This is a genomic window from Bordetella genomosp. 11 (assembly GCF_002261215.1).
Classification (GTDB): domain Bacteria; phylum Pseudomonadota; class Gammaproteobacteria; order Burkholderiales; family Burkholderiaceae_B; genus Bordetella_C.
Genome location: NZ_NEVS01000004.1, coordinates 2232557 through 2254258, shown reverse-complemented (window position 1 = coordinate 2254258; position 21702 = coordinate 2232557). Strand labels below are relative to the sequence as shown.

General features: G+C 61.6%; 19 protein-coding genes and 2 pseudogenes. 11 read left to right on the top strand and 10 right to left on the bottom strand.

The window, feature by feature from the left end:
- Positions 1–115: 115 nt before the first annotated feature.
- Entirely contained in the window at positions 116–946 is an 831-nt protein-coding gene (locus CAL28_RS17735; RefSeq protein WP_094842598.1) for an NAD-dependent epimerase/dehydratase family protein, read from the bottom strand.
- 157 nt (positions 947–1103) lie between these two features.
- Between CAL28_RS17735 and CAL28_RS17730 the strand changes: the two genes are divergently transcribed.
- On the top strand, positions 1104–1847 hold the full coding sequence (locus CAL28_RS17730) for a helix-turn-helix domain-containing protein (protein ID WP_094842597.1): 744 nt from the start codon (positions 1104–1106) through the stop codon (positions 1845–1847).
- 112 nt (positions 1848–1959) lie between these two features.
- Here the strand turns inward: CAL28_RS17730 and CAL28_RS17725 are convergent, their stop codons facing one another.
- On the bottom strand, positions 1960–2571 hold the full coding sequence (locus tag CAL28_RS17725) for a TetR/AcrR family transcriptional regulator (protein WP_094842596.1): 612 nt from the start codon (positions 2569–2571) through the stop codon (positions 1960–1962).
- Between the two features lie 105 nt (positions 2572–2676).
- On the opposite strand from CAL28_RS17725, the gene CAL28_RS17720 reads away from it, so the two are divergent.
- Both CAL28_RS17720 and CAL28_RS17715 read left to right on the top strand, forming a co-directional pair.
- On the top strand, positions 2677–3651 hold the full coding sequence (locus tag CAL28_RS17720) for an oxidoreductase (protein ID WP_094842595.1): 975 nt from the start codon (positions 2677–2679) through the stop codon (positions 3649–3651).
- A 427-nt stretch (positions 3652–4078) separates the two neighbouring features.
- A complete protein-coding gene (locus CAL28_RS17715; protein ID WP_094842594.1) occupies positions 4079–4936 on the top strand; it encodes an MFS transporter in 858 nt (285 codons plus the stop codon).
- Positions 4937–5044: 108 nt separating this feature from the next.
- Here CAL28_RS17715 and CAL28_RS17710 read toward each other — a convergent pair whose 3' ends face one another.
- Positions 5045–5914 carry a LysR family transcriptional regulator gene (locus tag CAL28_RS17710; protein ID WP_094844699.1) on the bottom strand — a complete coding sequence of 290 codons (870 nt, stop codon included), beginning with the start codon at positions 5912–5914 and terminating at the stop codon, positions 5045–5047.
- A gap of 154 nt (positions 5915–6068) precedes the next feature.
- Between CAL28_RS17710 and CAL28_RS17705 the strand changes: the two genes are divergently transcribed.
- Both CAL28_RS17705 and CAL28_RS17700 read left to right on the top strand, forming a co-directional pair.
- Positions 6069–6386 carry an EthD family reductase gene (locus CAL28_RS17705; protein WP_094842593.1) on the top strand — a complete coding sequence of 106 codons (318 nt, stop codon included), beginning with the start codon at positions 6069–6071 and terminating at the stop codon, positions 6384–6386.
- Between the two features lie 12 nt (positions 6387–6398).
- The gene (locus CAL28_RS17700; protein WP_094842592.1) at positions 6399–7808 is read left to right on the top strand and encodes an MFS transporter; all 1410 of its coding nucleotides are present in this window, start codon (positions 6399–6401) and stop codon (positions 7806–7808) included.
- A 12-nt stretch (positions 7809–7820) separates the two neighbouring features.
- Here CAL28_RS17700 and CAL28_RS17695 read toward each other — a convergent pair whose 3' ends face one another.
- A complete protein-coding gene (locus tag CAL28_RS17695) occupies positions 7821–8759 on the bottom strand; it encodes a LysR family transcriptional regulator (RefSeq protein ID WP_094842591.1) in 939 nt (312 codons plus the stop codon).
- A gap of 118 nt (positions 8760–8877) precedes the next feature.
- On the opposite strand from CAL28_RS17695, the gene CAL28_RS17690 reads away from it, so the two are divergent.
- A complete protein-coding gene (locus CAL28_RS17690; protein ID WP_094842590.1) occupies positions 8878–10062 on the top strand; it encodes an MFS transporter in 1185 nt (394 codons plus the stop codon).
- Between the two features lie 29 nt (positions 10063–10091).
- On the opposite strand, the gene CAL28_RS17685 is transcribed toward CAL28_RS17690, so the two are convergent.
- Both CAL28_RS17685 and CAL28_RS17680 read right to left on the bottom strand, forming a co-directional pair.
- Positions 10092–10784: an SDR family NAD(P)-dependent oxidoreductase gene (locus CAL28_RS17685; protein WP_094842589.1), complete on the bottom strand. Its 693-nt coding sequence runs from the start codon at positions 10782–10784 to the stop codon at positions 10092–10094.
- Positions 10781–13504 carry an ATP-binding protein gene (locus tag CAL28_RS17680; RefSeq protein WP_094842588.1) on the bottom strand — a complete coding sequence of 908 codons (2724 nt, stop codon included), beginning with the start codon at positions 13502–13504 and terminating at the stop codon, positions 10781–10783. Before CAL28_RS17680 ends, CAL28_RS17685 begins: the two co-directional genes overlap by 4 nt.
- Before the next feature lie 221 nt (positions 13505–13725).
- Here CAL28_RS17680 and CAL28_RS17675 point away from each other — a divergent pair, with 221 nt between their 5' ends.
- A complete protein-coding gene (locus CAL28_RS17675) occupies positions 13726–14898 on the top strand; it encodes an MFS transporter (protein WP_254926293.1) in 1173 nt (390 codons plus the stop codon).
- 58 nt (positions 14899–14956) lie between these two features.
- On the opposite strand, the pseudogene CAL28_RS30050 reads toward CAL28_RS17675, so the two are convergent.
- A pseudogene (locus CAL28_RS30050) lies at positions 14957–15130 on the bottom strand (short-chain dehydrogenase/reductase); the annotation flags it as partial.
- Position 15131: 1 nt separating this feature from the next.
- On the opposite strand from CAL28_RS30050, the pseudogene CAL28_RS17665 reads away from it, so the two are divergent.
- Positions 15132–15596, top strand: a pseudogene (locus CAL28_RS17665) (AraC family transcriptional regulator); the annotation flags it as partial.
- Positions 15597–15617: 21 nt separating this feature from the next.
- On the opposite strand, the gene CAL28_RS17660 reads toward CAL28_RS17665, so the two are convergent.
- Positions 15618–16538, bottom strand: coding sequence for an AraC family transcriptional regulator (locus CAL28_RS17660; RefSeq protein ID WP_094842585.1), 921 nt, complete (start codon positions 16536–16538; stop codon positions 15618–15620).
- Positions 16539–16641: 103 nt separating this feature from the next.
- Between CAL28_RS17660 and CAL28_RS17655 the strand changes: the two genes are divergently transcribed.
- Complete coding sequence (locus tag CAL28_RS17655; protein ID WP_094842584.1) at positions 16642–17607, top strand: SDR family oxidoreductase; 966 nt, start codon at positions 16642–16644, stop codon at positions 17605–17607.
- 37 nt (positions 17608–17644) lie between these two features.
- Here the strand turns inward: CAL28_RS17655 and CAL28_RS17650 are convergent, their stop codons facing one another.
- A complete protein-coding gene (locus CAL28_RS17650; RefSeq protein ID WP_094844698.1) occupies positions 17645–18544 on the bottom strand; it encodes an AraC family transcriptional regulator in 900 nt (299 codons plus the stop codon).
- 173 nt (positions 18545–18717) lie between these two features.
- On the opposite strand from CAL28_RS17650, the gene CAL28_RS17645 reads away from it, so the two are divergent.
- Together CAL28_RS17645 and CAL28_RS17640 are read left to right on the top strand one after the other, a co-directional pair.
- Positions 18718–19677, top strand: a complete 960-nt coding sequence (locus CAL28_RS17645; protein ID WP_094842583.1) for an aldo/keto reductase — start codon at positions 18718–18720, stop codon at positions 19675–19677.
- Positions 19678–19992: 315 nt separating this feature from the next.
- Positions 19993–20682: an SDR family NAD(P)-dependent oxidoreductase gene (locus CAL28_RS17640; protein ID WP_094842582.1), complete on the top strand. Its 690-nt coding sequence runs from the start codon at positions 19993–19995 to the stop codon at positions 20680–20682.
- Between the two features lie 21 nt (positions 20683–20703).
- On the opposite strand, the gene CAL28_RS17635 is transcribed toward CAL28_RS17640, so the two are convergent.
- Entirely contained in the window at positions 20704–21654 is a 951-nt protein-coding gene (locus tag CAL28_RS17635; protein WP_094842581.1) for a LysR family transcriptional regulator, read from the bottom strand.
- Between the last annotated feature and the right edge of the window lie 48 nt (positions 21655–21702).

The window sequence follows — 21702 nt, the reverse complement described above, 5'->3', positions numbered from 1 at the left end:
CTGTGTCGGCGCGGCTGATCGTTCGCAATGCAATTCCGTGGGAGGGCAAGGCCGAAGCGGCACTGCGTGTCGTTCTCCGAGAGATTGGCTACCGGCTCACGTCGTCACGAGGGTGCTAGAGGGCGCCCGCTGCAATCGCATCCGCGAGACGCGGGAACGTCGCCGTGAAGCCGAGATCGTCGCGAATACGGCGACCGTCAAGCAGCGCATCGAATGCCGCGCCGCGTTCTGCCGCAGATCCATCCGGCGGCGCGGCACCAACCGACGCCAGCAGTTCGGCGATCTCGGGCGCGTCGTCGTCGGCCACGTTATAGATGCGGTACGCCGGGTCCGGCTTGTCGAGCAGGCGCATCACGGCCTGAGCGATGTCCGCATGGTGGCCGATCGACATTCGCTGGGTTGGCCGCCATCCCAGCATGAGCGGCGCGATTTCCGCAATATGCGGATCGCCGTCGCCGTAGACGAACGGCAGACGCAGCACGCGTACATCCAGGTGTTCCAGGCCTAAAAGAAAGCCCTCGGCAGCCAGTTTGCTCATCGGGTAGGCGATAGTCGGTGCGCAAGCGTCGTCCTCGGATGCAGGGCGTCCGCCGGTCGATCCATAGACGAGGCCCGTGCTCAGGAAAACGAAACGCTTCACACCGGCGTCGCGCGCGGCGATGGCAAGCGACTGTGTGCCCAGCTCGTTGACGCTATGAGTCTGCTCCGGCGATGCGCCGCGAAAAAAAGCCGCACAGTGGACAATCGCATCCGCACCGCGCACGGCCGCACGTAGCGAATCGGGATCGAGAAGATCGCCTTCGACGAGTTCGAGCTTATCCGTGTTCAGTTGAGCCGCACGCGCACGGTCGCGTATCAGCGCGCGCACGCGATCGCCGCGCCGCGCCAGTCGTTTGATGAGGCGGCTACCGACTTTTCCGGTTGCGCCGGTCACGAGAATTGTCATGCGGGATCTCCAGCCGAGGAACGGGATACGAAAACTGTATCGCGCCATGGCCGGCGTGCATTGGAAAAAACGGACAGAGCGAACTCGCATCATGCGACGGCCGGGCGTCGTCTACTATACGGTCATGCATCCCGCTTCCATTTAACGCAGGCATCCCATGTCTATTATCGAATCGATGATCGTCGACGAATGCGTTGCGAACGAGCCGAGGGTTATGATTCCGCGCCCGGAGGTGCATCTCGTTGTCAGGATGGGGCAGTCGGTGCACCGGGGATTGGATATGCACGTGCTCGGCGCGCGCCGGTACGTCACGCGCAAGACGATTCGCAAGGGGCAATGGACCGTCGTCGCGCGTCTTCAACTGGGGACTGCCACCGCGGTGCTCGGGATGCCTGCATCCGCGGTCTCGGGCCATACCGTGCCGGTGGAAGACGTGTGGGGCGCGGGTGAATCGCAAGCGATATATGACCGGCTTGCGTCGGCGGCATGCGCCAACGATGCCGCGCGTATTCTCGAACGCGCGATTGCGGCCCGGTGCTCGCCTGACCGTCTACATGGCTATCACCCGCTGCTCGTGCGCGAAGCTGCGAAAAGATTGCTCGACGCGAACGTGTACGAGGTCGCTGCCGGCCTGGGCGTCAGCGAGCGACATCTGCGGCGCGTTTTTATCGAAACGGTTGGCATGAGCCCGAAGATGTTTTCCAGGCTCATGCGGTTTTCGCGTGCGACGGATCTGGCGCGCGCGGATTGCCGCGCGAACTGGGCGAGCATTGCCGCAGAAGCTGGCTTTTATGATCAGGCCCACCTTATCAAGGAATTTCTCAACTTCACGGGTGCGACGCCCGAGGCATTCGTTCATGAACTGAGTGGCGCTCGAGGCCGAGCGCGGGCCGAGAGTTAATCGATCGCGAAGACGATCCGCGCCCGCTGCCGCCAAGCTGGCCGAGGTTTACTTCATCCACCAAGCCGGCATGCCTGCAAAGACAGTGTCCAGGTAATGCGACGAGCTTTTGTCAAAGCTCGGTTTTCAGATTGTCGAAGGCGTCCCGTAGAAACTGGGCAGCGGGCTTTCGCCGGCCGGTCTGTTCTCTCCACGCCTGCAGCGCGACTCTCAGTGCGCCAATGGACACCATAGCCACCATTCGCAGCGCCGGACGGCGCTCGGGCTGCCGCCAGACCTCGCACAGCGCGTTAAAAAGCGCCTGCTCCTGTTCCGCGTAGTGCGTCTGCTTTCTCGCACGCAGCGACTCGCTCGACAGCATTAGATTGTCCACAGCGATCATCTGCTCGCTCGTGTAGCGCGCAACGTGCTGCACCATCACATCGCGGACCGCATCGATCGGCCGCACATCGGGCGATGTCTTGAGCAGGCTGGCTATCAGGCTGGCCCTGTCGGCTTCCACCCAGAAAAAGATGATGTCGTCCTTCGACTTGAAGTACGAGAAGAAGGTACGGCGAGAGATGCCGGCCTCGGCCGCGATGTCGTCCAATGTCGTGCCTTCATAACCCCTGGCGAGGAAAAGGCGCTGCCCGACCTCGGCAATCAGCTGCCGTGTTTCGCGACGTTTGCGTTCGCGCAAGCCTTCTGCGGGTGCCGTGCCCGCAAGACGTACGGTTTCTGTCATCTCAATAGCCCATTGCGTGTTTGCATCAAGTGCATTAAAGTATGCACTCGGTGCATATTTAAGTGCACTCAGTTTACCTTTTCATCGTCAAGCAGGGCCAGGCTCATGACCAATTGGACAGCATCCAGTATCCCTCCTCGGAAAGGCCGCACGGCCATTATCACAGGAACCAGAGGACTAGGTTTCGAGACGGCCCTCGCGCTTGCGCAGGCGGGCATCGAGGTCATCATTGCGGGCCGGAATCTTCCGAAAGGCGTCGAAGCGGTTGCCCGTATCCGAAAAGAAATCGCGTCGGCGAGTGTCCGATTCGAGCAGGTCGACCTGGCAAGCCTGAAGTCCATTGCCGAGTTCGCGCAGCGGCTGCGAGGGCAGAAGGAGAGCCTCGATCTCCTTATCAACAACGCGGGCGTGATGCGGCCGCCGAAACGGCTGGAAACCCTGGATGGTTTCGAACTGCAGCTCGGCACCAATTATCTCGGCCACTTTGCGCTCACCGCGCACCTCATGCCGCTGCTTCGAAATGGAAAAGATGCGCGCGTCGTAACGCTGTCAAGCATCGCCGCGCGAGGGGGCGAGATCAACTTCGACGATCTGCAATCGGAGCGGCGCTACGCCTCGATGCAAGCCTATAGTCAATCGAAGCTTGCCTGCCTGATGTTCGCCTTCGAGTTGCAGCGGCGGAGTGAGGCCGGTCACTGGGGCGTGGCAAGTATCGCCGCGCACCCCGGTCTGTCCCGCACCGATCTCCTGGCCAGCGCGCCAGGCCGCAACGGGCGCATCGGCATATTTCTTCGGATATTGCGCCTGATCATGATGCAACCCGCGTGGCGAGGCGCGTTGCCGACGCTGTTTGCCGCGTTGGCCCCGGAAGCAAGGGCGGGAGGCTACTACGGGCCGGATCGGGTCAGCGAAACACGCGGCTATCCCACCGAAGCCAAGGCACCCCCGCAGTCCCTGGACACACACGTCGCCGCACGCCTGTGGACCGAGTCCGAACGGCTGACGGGTACGGTCTTTCCCACTGACGAAGATCAGGGGCATTCAACATCGGCCCATGTCGTTCGATCGCTACGCGCATGAGGCATGCAAGGTATTGAACGGTCGGCCCCAGAATCCGTACGGCACGGGACACCCCATGAAGGCATTACCGCGAACGTTGGCGAATCTCGACCGATTTGATCGGCGGCTCCCTGTTGCAGCAATTGCACTATCCGCGTTGTTGGCTGCGTGCGCCGAGATTCCTAAGAGCACGATGGCAGAGTCGCAATTTGGAACACTGTCGTGCGCGGAATTGGCCCAGCAGGCAGATGAGGAAAATACAACCAAGGCCGCCGCGGATCAGGCCAAGAGCGATTCCTGGCATGCGGTTGTGCCGCTTATCGTGGCAGCCAGATACGGTCGAGCCGCCTCTGCCTCCAATGAGGCCGACAGGCGGTTGGCCTTGCTTAAGGAACGGTCCATCCGATTCGGAACCGTCCATCCGACTCGGTTGTGTTCGAGGTGATCAATGAAACCCACCTCGGTCAGACAATCACCGCCATTGCCAGCGCATACGCTGCTGCCCACTGACCTGGTATCCGGCGATTATCTTTCGGGGCGACGATTCTGGATGCTTCTGTCGGCCTTGCTTGGCGGTCTCTCCGCCACCTTTCTCTCCTTGACGGCCAGTCGCCTAGGCGTCGCGTTGGGTGAAGGCGGCACGATCCCATCGGCACACGCTCTCATGACGCGCAAGATCAAGCCCGAACGCCGGGGGCTGGGGATCGGTATTTTCTCCATGGGTATCCCGCTTGGGACGATGGTGGGATTCGCCGCCGGCGGAGCTATAGGCGACACGCTAGGTTGGCGGATCGCGTTCTTTGGCGGCGGGGCTATCGGCGGACTGCTCGCCTTGCTGACGATGTTCGTCGCGGGATCGACACCGTCCCTTGACCGTACGGAAGCCGAGCGCCCCCCGTTTTGGCAGTCAAGCCTGCAACTGCTTTCATCCCCGGCCTTCCGCTGGCTATTCATCGGCGCGATCGCCGTGGGCTTCGCGGCAACGCCGTTCTACGCTTTTGCCGCGCCGTTCCTCATTCGCAACTACGGTTTCACGGCCAGCGAGGTCCGACTGACGTTCGGACTGTTGGTTGCGGGACCGGGCAAACAGGCGATGGCATCTAGCCTTGTGCTGACCGGCTCTGGCTTGTTGGGGCCAGCACTCGGACCTGTGATCGTCGGCGCGGTGGGCGACGCCGCGACAGCCGCACAAGTGCCCAATGGCCTCGGTCTGGGGCTGCTAATTGTTCCGTTCGCAAGCGCCGCGACGGGTTTCGCCATGCTGGTCGCGAACCGGCGCATTGCAGCCTTGCTGCGAAGCCACTGAATCCACGATCGGGCTGTAAGTAGACGTCGTTCCCAAACGGTGGACGGAAGCAGGACTTGCGTGATGATTGAAGAAGGGCGACATCACCAGCGAAGCAGGGCACGCAGATCATTGCGCCGCAGTCGCGGAATCTGACAGCATCGTGTCGGCGATATCCAGCATCGCCCTCAAGCGATCCATGTGTCGCAGGTCGTGGTGATAGCCAACCCATATATCCCGCGTCGGAGGTTGATCCGGCGTGTCGATGCGTTGCAATCCGGAGACTGCATCGCCAAGTGACCTTGGCAGCACCGCGATGCCCATGCCCCTCAGGCACATCTGCGCCTGGACCGAACGGTTCGTGCTTGTGAAAGCACGTCGGGAGAGCGGAAATCTTTCCAGTACCCAAGCCACATCGGGGAAGTGCGATTGTGCGGTATTCATGAGAATGACGCCCACGGATGCGGGATCGTCCTGCAACGCCTGGACGGTTCCCGCCGATGCATATACCCCATATGTCATCCGCATCAGGCGGCGCTGGACAATATCCGGCTCGCTGAAAGGCACGATGCGAAAAGCCACGTCGGCCTCCCGACGGGAGAGATCGAGCAACCGATGGCTGGCAATCACTTCCGGCACGACAGCGGGATGACGGCGTGTCAACTCGACCAGGACCGGCGCCAGGACGTAGCCGGCGAACCAGTCCGCTGACGAAATCCGCAGGATGCCTTCGAGGCGTTGATCGTTGCCGGTCAGACGCCTTTCCATGGACAGCGCGGAATCCTCCATGGACTCCGCCAGTGCCCGCACGGTGTCACCGGCATCCGTGAGCACCAGTCCGTCCTTTGTTCTACGAAAGAGCGGCTGCTGGGCTTCGTCCTCAAGCGCCTTTATTCGGCGCCCCACTGTTGGATGGCTTACGTCAAGAGTCCGGGCGGCTTCGCCGAAGGACCCACCCCGAGCGACGGCGAGGAAGATACGAACGTCGTTCCATTCCATGTTAGGCATAACCGTACAAAAATGTACATCCAATGTACATGAATGACAGTGTTCGAACAATATTGTGGGTGTCATCATGCCGTTCCGCAGCGAATGTCTCTTGCTAGCTGTCGGAGTGCCCATCACGGGCCAGTCTCATCCGGAACGCCAAGACATGAATACCGAAGCTTCGCCCGTTGTTGTCTATGTGACCTATCGGGGACTGCCGCAAGATCGTTTTGATCGCGACTACTACGTTGAGGTCCACCTGCCACTGGTCATGAAGGCGTGGAGTCAGTACGGCCTGCTCAGCTTGAACGCATTCTTCCCCGCCACAGCCCAGGAGGGGACCCAGGCCATCTGTGAGTGTCTCTTCCGGGATGAAGGGGCGCTCGAAGCCGCGTTTGCGTCGCCGGAGGTCTCGGCCGTGATGGCCGATGTACCGCGTTTCACCGCCATTGCCCCGCAACGCGTCCGAGTGGCGGCACTTTAAGACCTGCACGCCATGACTACGTTGACTCGACCCACCGCGGCAGCAGCCGCTGACTCTCGCCGCTGGCTTGCCCTGGTTGTCTTGCTGACCGGCACGCTTTTGCCGCCCCTGGATTTCTTCATCGTCAACGTGGCTCTTCCTGCCATACGGACGGGCCTGCAAGCATCTTCGGATGTCTCGCAGTTGGTGATTTCCGTGTATGCCGCGGCCTATGCCGTCACCCTGATCCTGGGCGGTCGTTTAGGCGATCTCTATGGCCGAAAGCGCGTATTCGTACTCGGCATGCTGGGCTTTGGCGCCGCTTCCGCATTATGTGGCCTGGCGCCGTCACCGGGCATGCTCGTCGTCGGCCGGCTGTTCCAAGGGATATCGGCGGCGATCATGGCGCCACAAGCATTGGCATCGATACACGCGATCTTTCCGGCGAGCGAGAAGAACCGCGCGCTTAGTCTGTATGGCGCGACATTCGGCCTGGCTTCCGTGGGCGGCCAACTGCTGGGGGGCGTGCTGGTTTCGACCAGCCCGTGGGGGCTGGGGTGGCGCAGCGTCTTTCTGATCAACCTTCCCATCATCGTGTGTGCTGTTCCGGCTGCATTGGTCCTGCTGCGTGAAAGCCGAGCCGAGCGTTCGGCTCGCCTGGACGTGCCGGGGGCGTTTCTGCTGGCGGCTGGCTTGCTGGCCCTCGTGGTACCTCTTATCGAAGGGCCGGAGCATCACTGGCCGTGGTGGTGCCTGGCGCTGCTGGTTATGGGCATGCCGTTGTTGTGGGGCTTCTGGCAGTACGAAAAGCGGCAGGAGCGCGCCGGCAGGACGCCCTTGATGCTGCCCTCGCTATCGGACGTGCGTGGATTACGGCGCAGCCTGGTATCGACATTCCTCTTCTATTGGCTCGCCGCGTTCTTCCTGGTGTTCGCGGTGTACGAGCAGGCTGGCCTGGGCCACGATGCACTGGCCGCGGGCCTGGCCATCCTGCCGCTCGGCATCGGCTTCTTCCTTGGTCCGCTCTGCAGCCCGCACATCGCCCGGCGCATGGGGTCACGCACCGCCGCGTTCGGCATGATCCTGGAGGTGATCGGCCTGGTGATGGTCGGGGCACTGGCTTTCGTGGGGGCGCCGTCCTGGCTTGCGTTGCCCTTATTCCTGATCGGCGCCGGCCAAGGCATCGCGCTTCCCGCGTTGGTGCGCCTGAATGTGGACCATGTCGAAACCCGCTGGGCGGGACTGGCTTCGGGCCTGGTAACCGCTACCTTGCAGATCAGCGCCGCAGTCAGCGTTGCCCTGGTCGGTAGCCTGTTCATCGCCATCGCACCCGATGGTGCTAGCGCCCAGAGCGTCCGGCTTGGCTTTGCCGTGGCCTCATTGACCATAGCTATAGCACTGGCGTTGGCGGCCAGACTGAGCTGGAAGCGTCAGGCAACATGAAAGATCAGAAGATCACCGGCTGCTTTGGCGGCTTCGGTCGGCATCGCTGACACGCAACCCATCGGCCAGCCATGTCACGACCGCGGCTACCTTGGGCTGCAATTGCCGGCCTACCGGCCACACCAGATTCAGCGGCAAGCCATCGGTCGTCAGTTCGGGCAGGATGGCGGTCAGCTCGCCGCTCGCCAGCTTGTCCTCGACCAGCCAGGTCGCCAGTTGCGCGATGCCGCAGCCGGCTTGTACGGCCGCGACTTGGGCCTCTCCGCTGCCCACGACAATGCGGCCTTGCATCGTCCGGCGTTCCACTGTGCCGTCAGGATGTGCGATCCGCCACGGGCTGGTGCTGCCATCGGCACGGCCATAAAGCACCGCGGCGTGGGCGACCAGTTCATCCAACGAAGCGGGCACGCCATGCCGCGCCAGATACGATGGGCCGGCGCAGAAGATCAGCCGTTCGCGGCCCAGATAGCGATGCCCCAATGTTGCCGGCCAGTGCTCCGGGCCGCCGATGCGCACAGCCAGGTCGATGCCTTCTTCTATCAGATCGACGAAACGGTCAGTGAAGGACACATGCGGGTGCAGGTGTGGGTGGCTCTCGGCGAACTGCAAGAGCAGCGGCCAGACCTTCATTCGACCGAAGGCGGCGGGGGCGTCCAGCCGCAGCCGCCCCACCGGTTCGGCGCGTCCAGCCGCCAGCACCGATTCGGCTTCCGCCAAGTCGGCCAGCACGCGCACACAGGTCTGGTAGAAGGCTGCTCCGGCATCGGTCAGGGCCAGCTTGCGCGTGGTGCGGTCGAACAGGCGCACAGCCAACCGATCTTCCAGACGCGCCACGCTTTTGCTGACAGCCGAATTGGTCAGGCTGAGCCGCTGTGCAGCAGCGGTAAAGCTGCCAGCGTCCACGCTGGCTACGAAGGCTTCGATACCCTTCAGGCGTTCGGCGGGAAGCATTTTATGGCCCTTATTATGGAAATTTTTTCCATAATAGCGTGAATAAATACCGTGAATCGTATTTTCCTTCTTCAATAGAATGCCTCCAGCCTACCGATTAGTGCTGGAGTCTTTTCCGATGTCCGCTTTCGCAGTCCCCGCCGATGCGGGTTCGTCCAATCGCAGCACCTTTTCCATCTTCATCCTTGCGGTGGCGGCATTCGTCATCGTGACCACCGAATACCTGATCGTGGGCCTGCTGCCCGCATTGGCGCGTGACCTGGGGATCTCGATTTCCCTGGCCGGACAACTGGTGACGTTGTTCGCCTTCACGGTGATGCTGTTCGGCCCGGTCTTGACGGCGCTGCTATCGCATGTGGAGCGCAAGCGGCTGTTCGTGGCCATCCTGCTGGTGTTTACCGCGGCCAATGTGCTGGCAGCGCTGGCGCCCAATATCTGGGTGCTCGCGGTGGCGCGCTTCATCCCCGCGCTTGCGCTGCCGGTGTTCTGGGGTACGGCGAGCGAGACGGCAGGGCAGCTCGCCGGACCACAACGCGCGGGGCGTGCCGTTTCACAGGTGTACCTTGGAATTTCCGCCGCGTTGCTGTTCGGTATCCCGCTAGGCACGCTGGCGGCGGACGCCATCGGGTGGCGCGGCGCATTCTGGGGACTGGCGCTGCTGTCGCTGGCGATGGCGTTGCTGATCTTCGTTTTCATGCCAACGCTGGCCCGGCCGCGGCGGTTGCGGCTGACCGAGCAGGCCCGCATTCTGAAAGACCCGCACTTCGTCGCTCAGGTGGCGCTATCGGTCATGGTGTTCACCGCGATGTTCACCGCCTACACCTACCTGGCCGACACGCTGGAGCGCATCGCCGATGTCGCACCTGCGCACGTCGGCTGGTGGCTTATGGGCTTTGGCGCGATCGGCCTGGTGGGCAACTGGCTGGGCGGCTGGCTGGTTGACCGGCGACCGTTGGGGGCTACGCTGGTCTTCACCCTGATGCTGGGCTTGGGCATGGCCACGACTGTGCCGGTCGCGCATTCGCTGGGTTTGCTGGTCGTCGCGCTGGCGGTTTGGGGCATCGCCTATACCGCGCTGTTTCCAGTGTGCCAGGTCCGGGTGATGCAGGCGGCTACCCACGCCCAGGCACTGGCGGGCACCATGAACGTTTCGGCAGCCAATGCCGGCATCGGGCTGGGTGCGATCGTCGGCGGGCTGGTCATTGCGCAATGGGGATTGGGCCGTGTCGGTTATGTCTCCGCCGCCGTTGCCATCCTGGCAATGTTGATGGTGCCTGTGGTTTCGCGGCTGGCGTCGCGCTGACGAAAGTCGGCGCGCGAGCCGCGTTGAAGTCAGAACCGTTCGACCCACGGACGGACCTCGATCTCCCAAGACCATGCGCTACGGTGCTGGCGGAGGAGGTCGACGTAGGCCCGGGCGATGGCGTCTGGGTCAAGCGTCGCGTCAGAAGCGTCCGCGCGTTCGCTTGAGCGGACCGCGCCATCAATGACGAAGTGCGCGACATGGATACCCTTCGGCATTAATTCCCGCGCAGCGCTTTGCGCGAGTCCTCGCAATGCGAACTTTCCCATTGCGAAGGGAGCTGACAGGGCGAAGCCTTTTACGCCAGCCGTGGCACCGGTAAGCAGGATCGCACCCTTGCCAGCAGGTACCATCCGCCGTGCAGCTTCGCGTACGGTATAGAAGGCCCCTAGCGCGGTCACCGCGACGGCCTTTTCCACGTCGCCAGGATCGAGCTCGGCTATCGGCCCGCGTACTCTGCCGCTCGGATTGTAGACCACGATTTCGGGCGAGCCGATGCGCTGTTCCGTTTCGTCAAACAGCCGCTCAATTTGATGCGGATCAGCCGCGTCTACAGCCAAGGCGGTTGCACCCGTGTGCTCCAGCAGAGGGGTGAGCTTGTCGATATTTCTCGCCGCCACGACAACCGGAAGGCCCGCGGCGGATAGAAGTCGTGTAAGGGAGGAGCTGATCCCGGCGCCGGCGCCGATGATGAGTGCGTTGCGATAAGGAAAATCTGTCATGGCTGGATCCTCGGCCTTGCGTTGGCGTGCAGTCTGCGTTCCCATGCTTTGGCCCCTTGAGCGCGTGCCAGCGTCAGCGCTTGCTGCAGAATTTCCGATCTCAGTGCTCGCCGAGCCGACCTATTCGATAGTGTCCGCGACTTGACCCTCATGAGTTCGGGGGCGTTCCAAAGCTGCCCTGTGGCGGCGTCACCCGTCAGGCGCGCATCGATGAGTTTTGCCGCCTCTTCGGTACGCCCGTGATCGACCATCGCGCTTGCAAAGTCAGCCAAAAAGACAGAATACGCTGGATCGAATCCGTGCGCTTGGAGCGTCTCTATCGCTGATCGAAGTTCCAGGAAAGAGACCGCCCTGGGATCTTGGAAGACTTGCGCCCAAAGTGAAAAAGCCGATCCATAAAGTCCCCAAAACGCCAAACCGTGATCTCCAGCCAGTTGAACAAGCCGCTGCGATACGCGCGCGACTTCTTCTACGTCTCCGGAGAGCGCCGCCAGCGTACAGCTTCCTTCCGCGAGCGCGCAGCATAGGGTGCAGGCATGATCCAGTGCCATGGCCTCGTCAACCGCTATCTGGGCAGCTCGCCGAGCTTTGGTCGCATGCCCCATTAACCACAGAATGCGAGAAAGAAAAGCCCAGCCGGCCGCGCGCTGGTCCAATCCGAATCTGAAATTGGAGCCATGGCGTTCGTCGCGCGCATAACTGTCAAGCATGGATTCAATTTCAACCAAAGCCGTAGTGTGATTGCCCAGGAAATGATGAGCTGTCCCGATCAGGCGACGTGCTGTCAGAAGCGCAGCCCGATCGCTATGCCGCGAGGCTAAATCCGCCATGTTTTTTCCATGCCGGAGGGCCTGTGCGTAGCGGCCGCTACGGAGATGGAAAAGCCAGAGACCGTATTCAGCCTGCAACTGCGTTTCCTTGTCGTCGAGTCGCAGTGCGAGTTCGCCAGCCCTGGCCCAAGCCTGCCCGTTGGCAGGAATCGGCCCACGTGACCAGGTTAAGGAAGTGGCCAGTGCGGCCTGAATCATCATCTCGTGGCGTTCTTCAATGGCTGGGGCTTTGGTTTCTTCCAGTACATCCGTGATCCTCTGGCGGCACTCGTCATGGAGCGACAGTTGTATCCAGAACGGGGCTGAATTGGCCAGGATGCGCAGCCCCAGGGGATGGCGCCGATCGTCCGAGAATGCCCAGGCAAGGGCAGATCTGATGTCGTCAATGTGGTGTTCGTATTGTCTGCGCCATTGGGACGTGGGCAGGGACATCCAATCTTGTTGGGCTTCGGAAACCAATTGGCCAACAAAGCGCGCATGCGTTTCGCTCATGGCCGCCGTGCGGTCTGCAAGCTGTTCCAGGGCATATGCCCGCAGCATGGTCAGATAGCGATAGCGAGTCGGCCGGGTTCCGGCCTGCAGCGTGATCAGCGATTTTTCCACGAGGCCGTAAAGGATATCGACCAGTCTGGCGGAGCCGTCCAGCCTGGCGCATACGATCCGTTCTGCGCTGGCGATCGTGAAATCGCCAGGGAAAATGGCCAGTTCCTGAAATACCGTTCGCTCCACGGGGTCGAGCAACCGGTAACTCCACTCCAAGGCATCGCCAAGCGTACGGTGGCGACCCGAGGCCTGGCGCTTTCGAGCTGCGAGCAATCCAGATGAAAGGGCTAATTCCTCGGTGACCGCTGCGAGACCCAGCGATGGCACGCGAGCGGCGGCGATCTCCAACGCCAATGGAACCCCATCGAGCGCCCTGCATAAGGTCGTGATTTGCTCTACATTCTTTTCCGTGAGTTCGAAGTGATAGTCCGCGGAAGTTATACGGCGCACAAGCAGTTCAACCGCACTATAGTTTTGTGCGCTTGCCGCGTTGATGGCGTGCGGAGGTACGGCGAGAGGGCTGAGCCGGTAGACCTGCTCACCATCCAGCCCCAATGGCGTCCGGCTGGTGAGCAGCACGCTCAGTCGAGCATCAGATTGCAGATGCCGTTCAAGGGCTGCGGCACAGGCTGACGCAACGTGTTCGCAGTTATCAACGACCAGTAGCGCTCTTCCCGGGTGCGACGCTAACCGTGTACCTGTGCCCGCAAGCCCCGCCAACGCGCTGGAAATAGCTGATGCTACTGAGGCAACGCTGCCCAGTTGCGACAGGTCGGCGAAGTAAATCCCGTCGGGAAAACAAGGACTGGCTTCCGATGCGGCCTCTATCGCCAAACGGGTTTTACCTATGCCGGCAGGGCCGGTGAGGGTGCATAGCGTTTGGGTAGCCAGCAGCCGGTTTAATTCCAAGAGCTCCTTGGCACGACCGATCAAAGGGGACCGTGGGCGCGGCAGGCCGACCCGCGCCGGATGCGCTCCTATGGACGACGCTGCCGACCGGTGCGACCGCACTGAGCCTGTAAACCGATAGCCGCGGCCGAACTCCGTTGCAATAAGGTCCCGGTCATCTCCCAGTATCTTTCGCAATGACGAGATCTGCGCCTGCAAGCTGTTTTTCGACCAGATTCGGGAAAGAAGCGCATCTTTGGACACCACTTGGCCTGCCACACCTACAAGTTGTACCAGCACGTCAAGCGCACGGTCGCCCAACTCCAGGCGTACACCCTCTCTTAACAGGAGTCGGAGGCGCGGGAATAGTTGGTAGCGGCCGAAGGCAACCATATCGTCGTCGCGCGAGCCAGGGCTCTCCGACGGCGTTTCATTGGGGGATTCCGTGCCGGTAGGCATTGGTGTCACGTGGCAAGACCGCGGGAGTCGATGTGAATTTCAGACGTCTGAAATTGTAGGCCAAAGACTGCTGGGGTCGACGATGTCAACATGGGCTGGTCATCACTTCCGTGTGAGTCTGCCCCATGTCACAAAGAACGGCCGATAGCCAATCTCGGGCACTGTCTGCCGCCGCCCCAGGAGAGCCTGCATTCGCAGACCGACTTGACGCTTTGCTGCTGATGGTGATGGCGGTGGCCTGCGGCATCTGCGTCGCGAATGTTTACTACAATCAGCCAATACTGGAGCTGCTGCAGCGAGCATTCCCGGGATCGGTTGGCGTGGTCAATCTGGTTCCGACGGCTACCCAGCTGGGTTTCGCGTGCGGTCTGTTTTTTCTGGTTCCTTTGGGAGACCGGATCGACCGTAGAAAATTAATCCTGGGACAGGCGGCAGTGTTAGTCGTGGCGTTGGCATGCCTTGCTGCTGCTCCGAATGCGTGGTCGCTTGTGATCGCTTCAGCGGTAGTCGGTATTTCGGGATCGGTCGCTCAGCAAATCGTGCCGTTCGCGGCGGAGCTCGCCGCACCGGGTCGCCGCGGCCAAGTGGTCGGTACAGTGATGAGCGGTGTGCTTTGCGGACTTCTGTTGGGCAGGGCAGTCGGCGGATTCACCGGCGATCATTGGGGGTGGCGGGCCACGTTCTGGCTAGGAGCCTTGATGACCGCTATTGCCTGGTTGATGCTGCTCGTCAAGCTCCCGCACAGCCAACCCCAGACGCAGCACAGCTATTTCGGCCTTATGAAGTCGCTCATTGGGTTGTGGCGGGAAGAGCCGCTATTGCGCCGCGCGACGTGTATTCAGGCCGCGCTGTTCGGTTCCTTTATCGGGCTATGGACGATTCTGGCGTTGCGCCTGCACGAGGCATTCGGCTTGGGTGCCGATGTGGCGGGCCTGATGGGGGTCGTTGGCGCGGTCGGGATTTTGGTTGCTCCACTGGCTGGGCGCGTGGCCGATCGTCGTGGCCCGCATGTCGTGATCGGCATTGGTTGCCTGATCATGCTGCTGTCATACCCTATTCTGGGTCTCTGGGGCAGCCTTATAGGGCTGATCGTCGGCATTCTTTTGTTGGACATCGGTGAACAGCTGGCACTTATCTCCAACCAGCATGTGATGTACGCGCTCCGCCCGGAGGCCAGGAGTCGGCTCAATACGTTGTTCATGAGCGGCATGTTCGCCGGTGGCGCAACAGGCTCATGGGGAGCAGGCATTGGCTGGCGTCTGGGCGGGTGGCGTACCGCGTGCATCTTTGGCGGCATATTGGTGCTGATCGGTTTTGTTTTGCACTACACCGGTAGGCGGGGAGCCATCCGTGGCTCCTTGCACGGGGCATATCATGAGAGGCAAAAATCTTAGTTATGCCGAAATGCCGGGGAGGAAATCCATACGGTATCCCGACGTAGCGAACGTACGGTTACCTCGTCATCGCCCACGCCACCGCGTCGGCTCCTGCGGGAATCTGCGTGGGACTTGAGGGATCGGTTACGGCGCGCCACACGGCTTCGGCTACATCCCGCGAATGCGTGACCGGTCCCGGCGCATTCAATCCCGCCATGAAGCCCTGCACGAGTTGAGCATAGGCCTCGTGGGTAAGAGACGAGTTCCGCGACAGGCGCCCGGCGCGCGAGGTTATCCTTGCCCATCTGCTTGAGGTCCTGCTTATCGAAGCGCTCCGGGCGACGGCTGCGACCCCGGCCTCGGCCGGGTTGATGCGGGGACTCTCCGACGAACGCCTGGCCGCGCCGATCCGCCGGATGCACGAAAGTCCCACCGGGGCATGGACGATCGCACAGTTGGCGAAGGGGGCTGCCTTGTCTCGTTCGGCGTTCTTCGAACGTTTCAGCGGTACGGTCGGTCTCGCGCCTATGGAATACTTGACCCGCTGGCGCATGGCCTTGGCCAAGAACCTGCTCCGGCAGGGCGACCTGGGCATCGCCGACGTTGCGGAACGGGTCGGCTACGGTTCCGCCAGTGCGTTCAGCGTTGCCTTCACTCGACATGTCGGCTTGCCGCCGGCACGGTATGCGCGGGAGCTGATGGGTTCCGCAGTTTGACCAGGTTCTGCCCAACCATCTTCATATTGTCCCTATGCGTTGTCCGCGACCGTACTGGCGCGGCGAGCAACTCATGACCCGTTTGAATGCCGCGCTGAAGGATTTCTCCGAGTCATACCCAAGGGCGTGGCCTATCCTGGCAACCGATTCGTCAGAATGGGCCAGCCTATCCGCGGCTAGCCGCATTCGCCAACGCGTCAGGTAGTCCATCGGTGAGAGACCGACGAGTTCCTTGAAGCGAAGCGCGAAGGTCGTACGCGACATGGCGGCTTGCCCGGCGAGCATTTGCAAGGTCCATTTCGCGCCGGGCGCCTCGTGCATGGCATTGATCGCTGCGCGCATGCGCCTGTCCGCCAGGGCGAACAGCCAGCCGACACTATCGGCGCTCTTCTCGGAAAGTCGCATCCGCAAGGCCTGCACCAGCACCATGGTGGCTAATTGCTGGGCGATGAGGTCACCGCCAGGTTGCGGTTCGCGCAATTCCTGGGTCATGCGCTCGATACACCATCGCAACGTTGAAAGGCCAGGCTCGTCGCGGACGTGAACGATGGTGGGCAGCATGTTCACCAGCAGATCGGCCTGAGCATCTGCCAGGGCGAAGGATCCGCCGATACTCAGGAATTCGCCGCCTCCGTTGTACGTCACGATGCGTCCGTCCTGGACTTCTGGCAGCAGCGTACGGACATCGACCGGCTCGACTGCCATATCGCTCGCGATCAGAAAGGGCTTTCCTCTGGCGAGGAGGAAACATTCTCCCTCGTTGACCTGTACCGGCTCAGGCTCGCCTTCCACCGCGACCCAGCAATGCCCGCGGAGAATCGCATGAAATTTGATCCCTTCGGGGGGGCCGAATTGCACGGCCCAGTTCCCACCCGCGTCGAAGCCACCAGATACATAGCTGCGCAGTTTCACCAATGACAGGACATCCGACAGGGGATCCATATGAACAAGTCCGAACGAACGAATACCAAATTCGAACTATACGGCATAGATCGTACCGATCCCGCGGCGTAGCCTGTGGTGGAAATAGAACAGGAGTTTTGTCATGCGCGTTTTCATTACTGGCGGCACCGGCTTCATTGGATCGGCGATTGTTCAAGACCTTGTTGCCGCCGGCCATCAAGTGACGGGCCTCGCGCGCTCTGCGGATGCTGCCGCGTCGCTTCAGGCCCAGGGGGCGAAGGTGTGCCGCGGGACGATCGAGGAGTTGGAGGTCCTCCGCCGGGCGGTTGCCGAAGCGGATGGCGTTATTCACACCGCTTTCTTTCATGCGCTCTCGCAGATCAGTCCTCTTCGCCGCATACCGATACTGTTCGGCGGTCGGCCGACCCATATCGTCAGGCGATTCACGACCACGGCCGTCGAAGTGGAGCAGCGGGCGATCGAGACATTTGGTGGCGCACTCGGCGCAAAGCAGGGCTCGCTGGTCATCGCGTTTCCAACGATGGCCATGGCGCCGAAGCGTCCGGCGCTGGAAACCGATGCCCCCGATCCTGGCGCGGTGGGAGGTCTCAGGGCGCCATCCGAAAAGGCAGCATTCGATCTCGTCCACGCCGGCGTTAGAGCGACGGCCGTCAGGCTGCCGCCGTCGGTCCATGACGAGACCCGGCTCGGGCTCGTCACGCGGTTAATCGATATCGCGCGCAAGAAGCGGATGTCCGCGTATCCTGGGGATGGACGAAACCGCTGGGCCGCCGTGCACCGGCTCGATGCGTCCCGACTGTTTCGGCTCGCGCTTGAAAACGGCGAGGCGGGCGCCCGCTATCACGGCGTGGCCGAGGAAGGCATTCCGTTTCGCGACATCGCTGAGGCGATTGGGCGCCATCTCGACGTTCGGGTGGTCCCTTTGTCACCCGAAGACTCAGCAAGGCATTTCGGCTGGCTCGCCCCGTTTGTCGGCGCGGATAACCCGGTTTGCAGCCGGGCCACACGCGAGCGACTGCACTGGGAGCCCCGACATTTGTCGCTGATGAACGATCTCGCGGCAGCCTTGCACAACGCGCCGCGGTAAATGCCAGGGCGCCTCGTTCCGCGATCAAGGCCCGACCTCAAGCCACCATTGCCAGGCCCGGTGAAGCGCGTAAGCGGGCGATGTCGCGCGTCGGCGGTTCTCCAAAGTGGCGGCGATATTCGCGACTGAACTGGGAGGGGCTTTCGTAGCCAACGCGCAAGGCGGCAGTCGCGACGTCGATCCCATGGACCAGCATCAGGCTGCGCGCATCCTGAAGCCTGAGCTGCTTCTGAAATTGCAGCGGTGTCATCGCCGTGACAGCGCGAAAATGCTCGTGCAGGCTTGACGGGCTCATGCCTATTTCCGTGGCAAGCCGTTCGATGCTGAATCGTTCCCGGAAGTTCTTCCCGATCCAGGCGATTGCGCGGCCGACCTGGGCCACCCGACCCTGACTGGCGGTGATGTGGCGCATTCTGGCGCCGTCCGGACCGGCGAGCAGGCGATAGAGGATTTCCTGCTCGGTGAGCGGCCCGAGCACGGGCAATGCAGCTGGGTCGTCGAGCAGGCGCAGAAGGCGCAATGTCGCATCGAGCAGACCGGCGCTGGCGTCGGATACCGTCTTGCCTATGGGTGGGCGCGCCGCTCCCGGTGGCGGCGGCACGCGCGAGGCCAACTCGCCCAGCATGCTCGGATCGAAATCGAGATACAGGCAGAGATAGGGTCTGTCAGGCGTCGCTTCGACCACATGGCCTATGGCTGGAAGGTCGTAGGTCACGATCCCATAGCGTCCCGGCACATATCGGAACACGCGCTCGCCCAGCACAACCTCTTTCCGCCCCTGCGCGACGAGGCATAGTTGGGGCCGGTAGACGTTCGGCATCGGCATCGTCACCGTGGAGGATCGAACAAGCGTCAAGCGTTCGATAGGGGTAGCGTGGAACCCATCCTTCGAGACATGCCGGGCAATCACGCTGGCAATTTCGGTCAGTGTTTCCATCTGTCCGATCATCGCACGCGTATTAGTGGCGCCGCAACGCGAACTTGCAGGTTATGGAGGATCAGGCAGAAATCTCGGCGCATCGGGCTAGCGATTCGGCAGCACCACGCGGCACAGTACGGGCAGCGGCCGGATCGCAGCGAACCCGGTCGCGAAACGATTATGGAGCGAACATGAGCATCGATGATCTCAAAATTCCCAAGATCGCATTGGGAACCTGGGCTTGGGGTGACAGCGGCGAGGCGGGGAATGGCTACTTCGGCAGCCGTCTGACCAAGGCCGGCCTGCAAGAGGTCGCGGACAAGGCGCATGCGGCCGGGTTCACTTTCTGGGACACCGCCGTTGTGTACGGCATGGGACGCGCGGAGACCGTGCTCGGGGAGGTACTGAGGCGCTACGCCCGCCGCGACTACCAGCTTTCCACGAAGTTCACCCCGCAGGCCGCCGGGACCGGCGATGATCCGGTATCGGACATGCTGGACCAGAGTCTGGCACGGCTCGGCACCGACTATATCGACCTTTATTGGATTCACAATCCGGCCGATGTGGCGCGGTGGACACCGTACCTGATCCCTTTGCTGAAGCGCGGAAAGGTCAAGCATATTGGCGTCTCGAATCACAACCTGGAAGAAATAGCCCTCGCCAACCGGGTCCTCGGAGAAGCCGGGTTCCAGGTCGAAGCCATCCAGAACCATTACAGCTTGCTTTACCGCAGTTCCGAACATGCTGGCATCCTGGACCACTGCCGCAGCCAGGGTATCCCGTTCTTCGCCTACATGGTGCTTGAACAGGGCGCCCTGAGCGGCAAGTACAGTCAGCAGCATCCGCTGCCCGAAGGCAGCAGCCGGGCAGAGATTTACAACGCCATGCTGCCTCAGCTGAAGGCGCTGACCGACAAACTTGCGTCGATCGGCCAGAAGCACGGTGCGGCAGCTGCCGATGCGGCGACAGCGTGGGCCATCGCCAAGGGCGCCACGCCGATCATCGGCGTCACCAAGCCCGACCACATCGATGGCCTGGTTCGAGCCAGCGCCATTGCACTCTCTGGCGACGACATCGTCGAGCTGGAAGCTCTCGCCGACGCCACCAACGTGGATACCCGCGGCTGGTGGGAACGGGAGATGCAAGTCTGAACTGCCTTGCCGAGGAGATGCATCCGCCGACCTCGGGCTGCGCGCTGACCGCAGATGCAACGCGCTGTGCAGCGCGAAGTCGATCAAGAACGGTAAACGGACTTGTGCTGCACCTTGCAGCAGCCGCAATTGGACCATTGAGTGGCGCGGGATATTAGTGCTTCGAAGTCACATGTGATGTGACGTCGGGTCGCGTTGGTCATTCGAATTCTCACGCTACATTACTCACACCGGCTCGCGACGTGGTGCAAGTATCGAAACGCACCGGTTTCCCGCCGTGCCGGCATTCGTGAAGAATTTGATCTGGAGAAGTACATGGTGAACAAGCCGACTATTCTCATCGTCGGGGCCTCGCGGGGCCTGGGCTTGGCCCTGGCGGAACAGTTCTGTCATCGTAATTGGCACGTGATTGCCACGGTTCGCGGCAAGGCACCTGCGCTCGACGCCATGAAGGGGCGCTTTCCTGCCAGCCTTGAAGAAGAATCGGTGGACATTGCGGATGAAGCCAGTGTTAGAGCTCTGCGCGAGCGACTGGACGGCCGAATGCTGGATATGCTGTTCGTCAATGCGGGCATCGCGAAATCCATAACCGAAAGCGCCGCCACGGCTCCGGTTCAGGATTTTTTCGACATGATGCTGGTGAATGCGTTCAGCCCGATGCGGTTGATTGAGACCTTCGAGGACATCGTTTCTCCGAGCGGGACGATCGCCGCCATGTCATCGGAGTTGGGTAGTATCGGCGGCAACCCCGGGGCCTGGGATCTTTACGCGTCCAGCAAAGCAGCGCTCAACATGCTCATGAAGTGCTATTCAGCCCGTCGAGCCGAGGATAGACGCGCCAAGCTGGTCGTCGCACCCGGTTGGATTCAGACCGATATGGGCGGCCCGGATGCGAGTTTTACGGTGGAGGAGAGCATCCCGCTCGTTGTCGACATGCTGGAAAAAAATCACGGCAAACCGGGCCTTAGATTCGTCGACAGGTTCGACAAGACGTTGCCCTGGTGACTTCACGATTCGATCGCACGGTTACAGCGTGCGGCCAGAATCAATGAGAGTCCGGCCGCCGGTCGGTTGCCCGGTGATCGATAGAACGAAATCCAGAAACGCGCGGGTCTTTGCAGGTAGATGGCTGCGTGATGGATAAAAGGCATAAAGCGGGAAGCGTTCGTCAGACCAGTCGGGCAGGACGTTGACTAGCCGGCCCTCGGCCAGTAAATGTTCCACGCCGAGTTCCATGACCTGAGCGACGCCAAACCCGGCCAGGCAGGCGCCATGCATTGTTCCCACATCATTGACCAGCAATGGGCCATCCAGACGCAATGACACCTGCTTTCGTCCGCGCTTGAAATCCCAGTTGAAGGGTCGTGCTGTTTGCGGATCGCGATACTGGATACAGGTGTGCCCTTTCGATTGCAATTCTCGCGGCGTGGCGGGTTTGCCGTGTGCCTTGAGATAGGCGGGGGATGCCACCGTGAGGATGCGCGTTTCCAGCAGCCGCCGCGAGATCAGAGACGACGATATGGGTTCGCCGAAGCGGATGGACAGGTCGAAGCCCTCGGCCACCATGTCGCCAGGCTCTTCGCGGGTAATGAGATCCAGCCTGAGATCGGGGTGTTTGCGGAGGAAACTGCCTAGCATGGGGCCCAGGATCAGTCGTGAGAAGAACGGATCCACGTTGACCCGCAACCGTCCTCGTACAGACGTTCGACCTTCCGAAGCGGACCCTGCGGCTTCCTCCAAGCCAGCCAGCAGCGGAGCGATCTGCTCATAGAATCGCCGTCCCTCTTCGGTAAGTGATACCGAGCGCGTCGTTCGCTCGAACACACGTATATCCAATCTTCCTTCCAATCGTGCGATGGCGCGGCTTACGCCAGACGGGGTCATGTCCAGTGCTTCGGCTGCTGCGGCGAAGCTTCCACCTTTGACTACCGCAGCCAGTACGCCCATGCCGTTGAGCATGCGTTCGTCGAATGTCATGCCGGCCTCCGCCCATCGTTGACCATCGGGCGCTTTTGCCATGACGGA

What these genes read in the sequence shown, in the direction of transcription:
- CAL28_RS17725 (WP_094842596.1), bottom strand. Translation starts at nt 2,571, where the DNA reads ATGACAGAAACCGTACGTCTTGCGGGCACGGCACCCGCAGAAGGCTTG.
- CAL28_RS17735 (WP_094842598.1), bottom strand. Translation starts at nt 946, where the DNA reads ATGACAATTCTCGTGACCGGCGCAACCGGAAAAGTCGGTAGCCGCCTC.
- CAL28_RS17695 (WP_094842591.1), bottom strand. Translation starts at nt 8,759, where the DNA reads ATGCTTCCCGCCGAACGCCTGAAGGGTATCGAAGCCTTCGTAGCCAGC.
- CAL28_RS17660 (WP_094842585.1), bottom strand. Translation starts at nt 16,538, where the DNA reads ATGGATCCCCTGTCGGATGTCCTGTCATTGGTGAAACTGCGCAGCTAT.
- CAL28_RS17705 (WP_094842593.1), top strand. Translation starts at nt 6,069, where the DNA reads ATGAATACCGAAGCTTCGCCCGTTGTTGTCTATGTGACCTATCGGGGA.
- CAL28_RS17710 (WP_094844699.1), bottom strand. Translation starts at nt 5,914, where the DNA reads ATGGAATGGAACGACGTTCGTATCTTCCTCGCCGTCGCTCGGGGTGGG.
- CAL28_RS17690 (WP_094842590.1), top strand. Translation starts at nt 8,878, where the DNA reads ATGTCCGCTTTCGCAGTCCCCGCCGATGCGGGTTCGTCCAATCGCAGC.
- CAL28_RS17720 (WP_094842595.1), top strand. Translation starts at nt 2,677, where the DNA reads ATGACCAATTGGACAGCATCCAGTATCCCTCCTCGGAAAGGCCGCACG.
- CAL28_RS17635 (WP_094842581.1), bottom strand. Translation starts at nt 21,654, where the DNA reads ATGACATTCGACGAACGCATGCTCAACGGCATGGGCGTACTGGCTGCG.
- CAL28_RS17640 (WP_094842582.1), top strand. Translation starts at nt 19,993, where the DNA reads ATGGTGAACAAGCCGACTATTCTCATCGTCGGGGCCTCGCGGGGCCTG.
- CAL28_RS17715 (WP_094842594.1), top strand. Translation starts at nt 4,079, where the DNA reads ATGAAACCCACCTCGGTCAGACAATCACCGCCATTGCCAGCGCATACG.
- CAL28_RS17655 (WP_094842584.1), top strand. Translation starts at nt 16,642, where the DNA reads ATGCGCGTTTTCATTACTGGCGGCACCGGCTTCATTGGATCGGCGATT.
- CAL28_RS17650 (WP_094844698.1), bottom strand. Translation starts at nt 18,544, where the DNA reads ATGGAAACACTGACCGAAATTGCCAGCGTGATTGCCCGGCATGTCTCG.
- CAL28_RS17645 (WP_094842583.1), top strand. Translation starts at nt 18,718, where the DNA reads ATGAGCATCGATGATCTCAAAATTCCCAAGATCGCATTGGGAACCTGG.
- CAL28_RS17680 (WP_094842588.1), bottom strand. Translation starts at nt 13,504, where the DNA reads ATGCCTACCGGCACGGAATCCCCCAATGAAACGCCGTCGGAGAGCCCT.
- CAL28_RS17730 (WP_094842597.1), top strand. Translation starts at nt 1,104, where the DNA reads ATGTCTATTATCGAATCGATGATCGTCGACGAATGCGTTGCGAACGAG.
- CAL28_RS17675 (WP_254926293.1), top strand. Translation starts at nt 13,726, where the DNA reads ATGGTGATGGCGGTGGCCTGCGGCATCTGCGTCGCGAATGTTTACTAC.
- CAL28_RS17700 (WP_094842592.1), top strand. Translation starts at nt 6,399, where the DNA reads ATGACTACGTTGACTCGACCCACCGCGGCAGCAGCCGCTGACTCTCGC.
- CAL28_RS17685 (WP_094842589.1), bottom strand. Translation starts at nt 10,784, where the DNA reads ATGACAGATTTTCCTTATCGCAACGCACTCATCATCGGCGCCGGCGCC.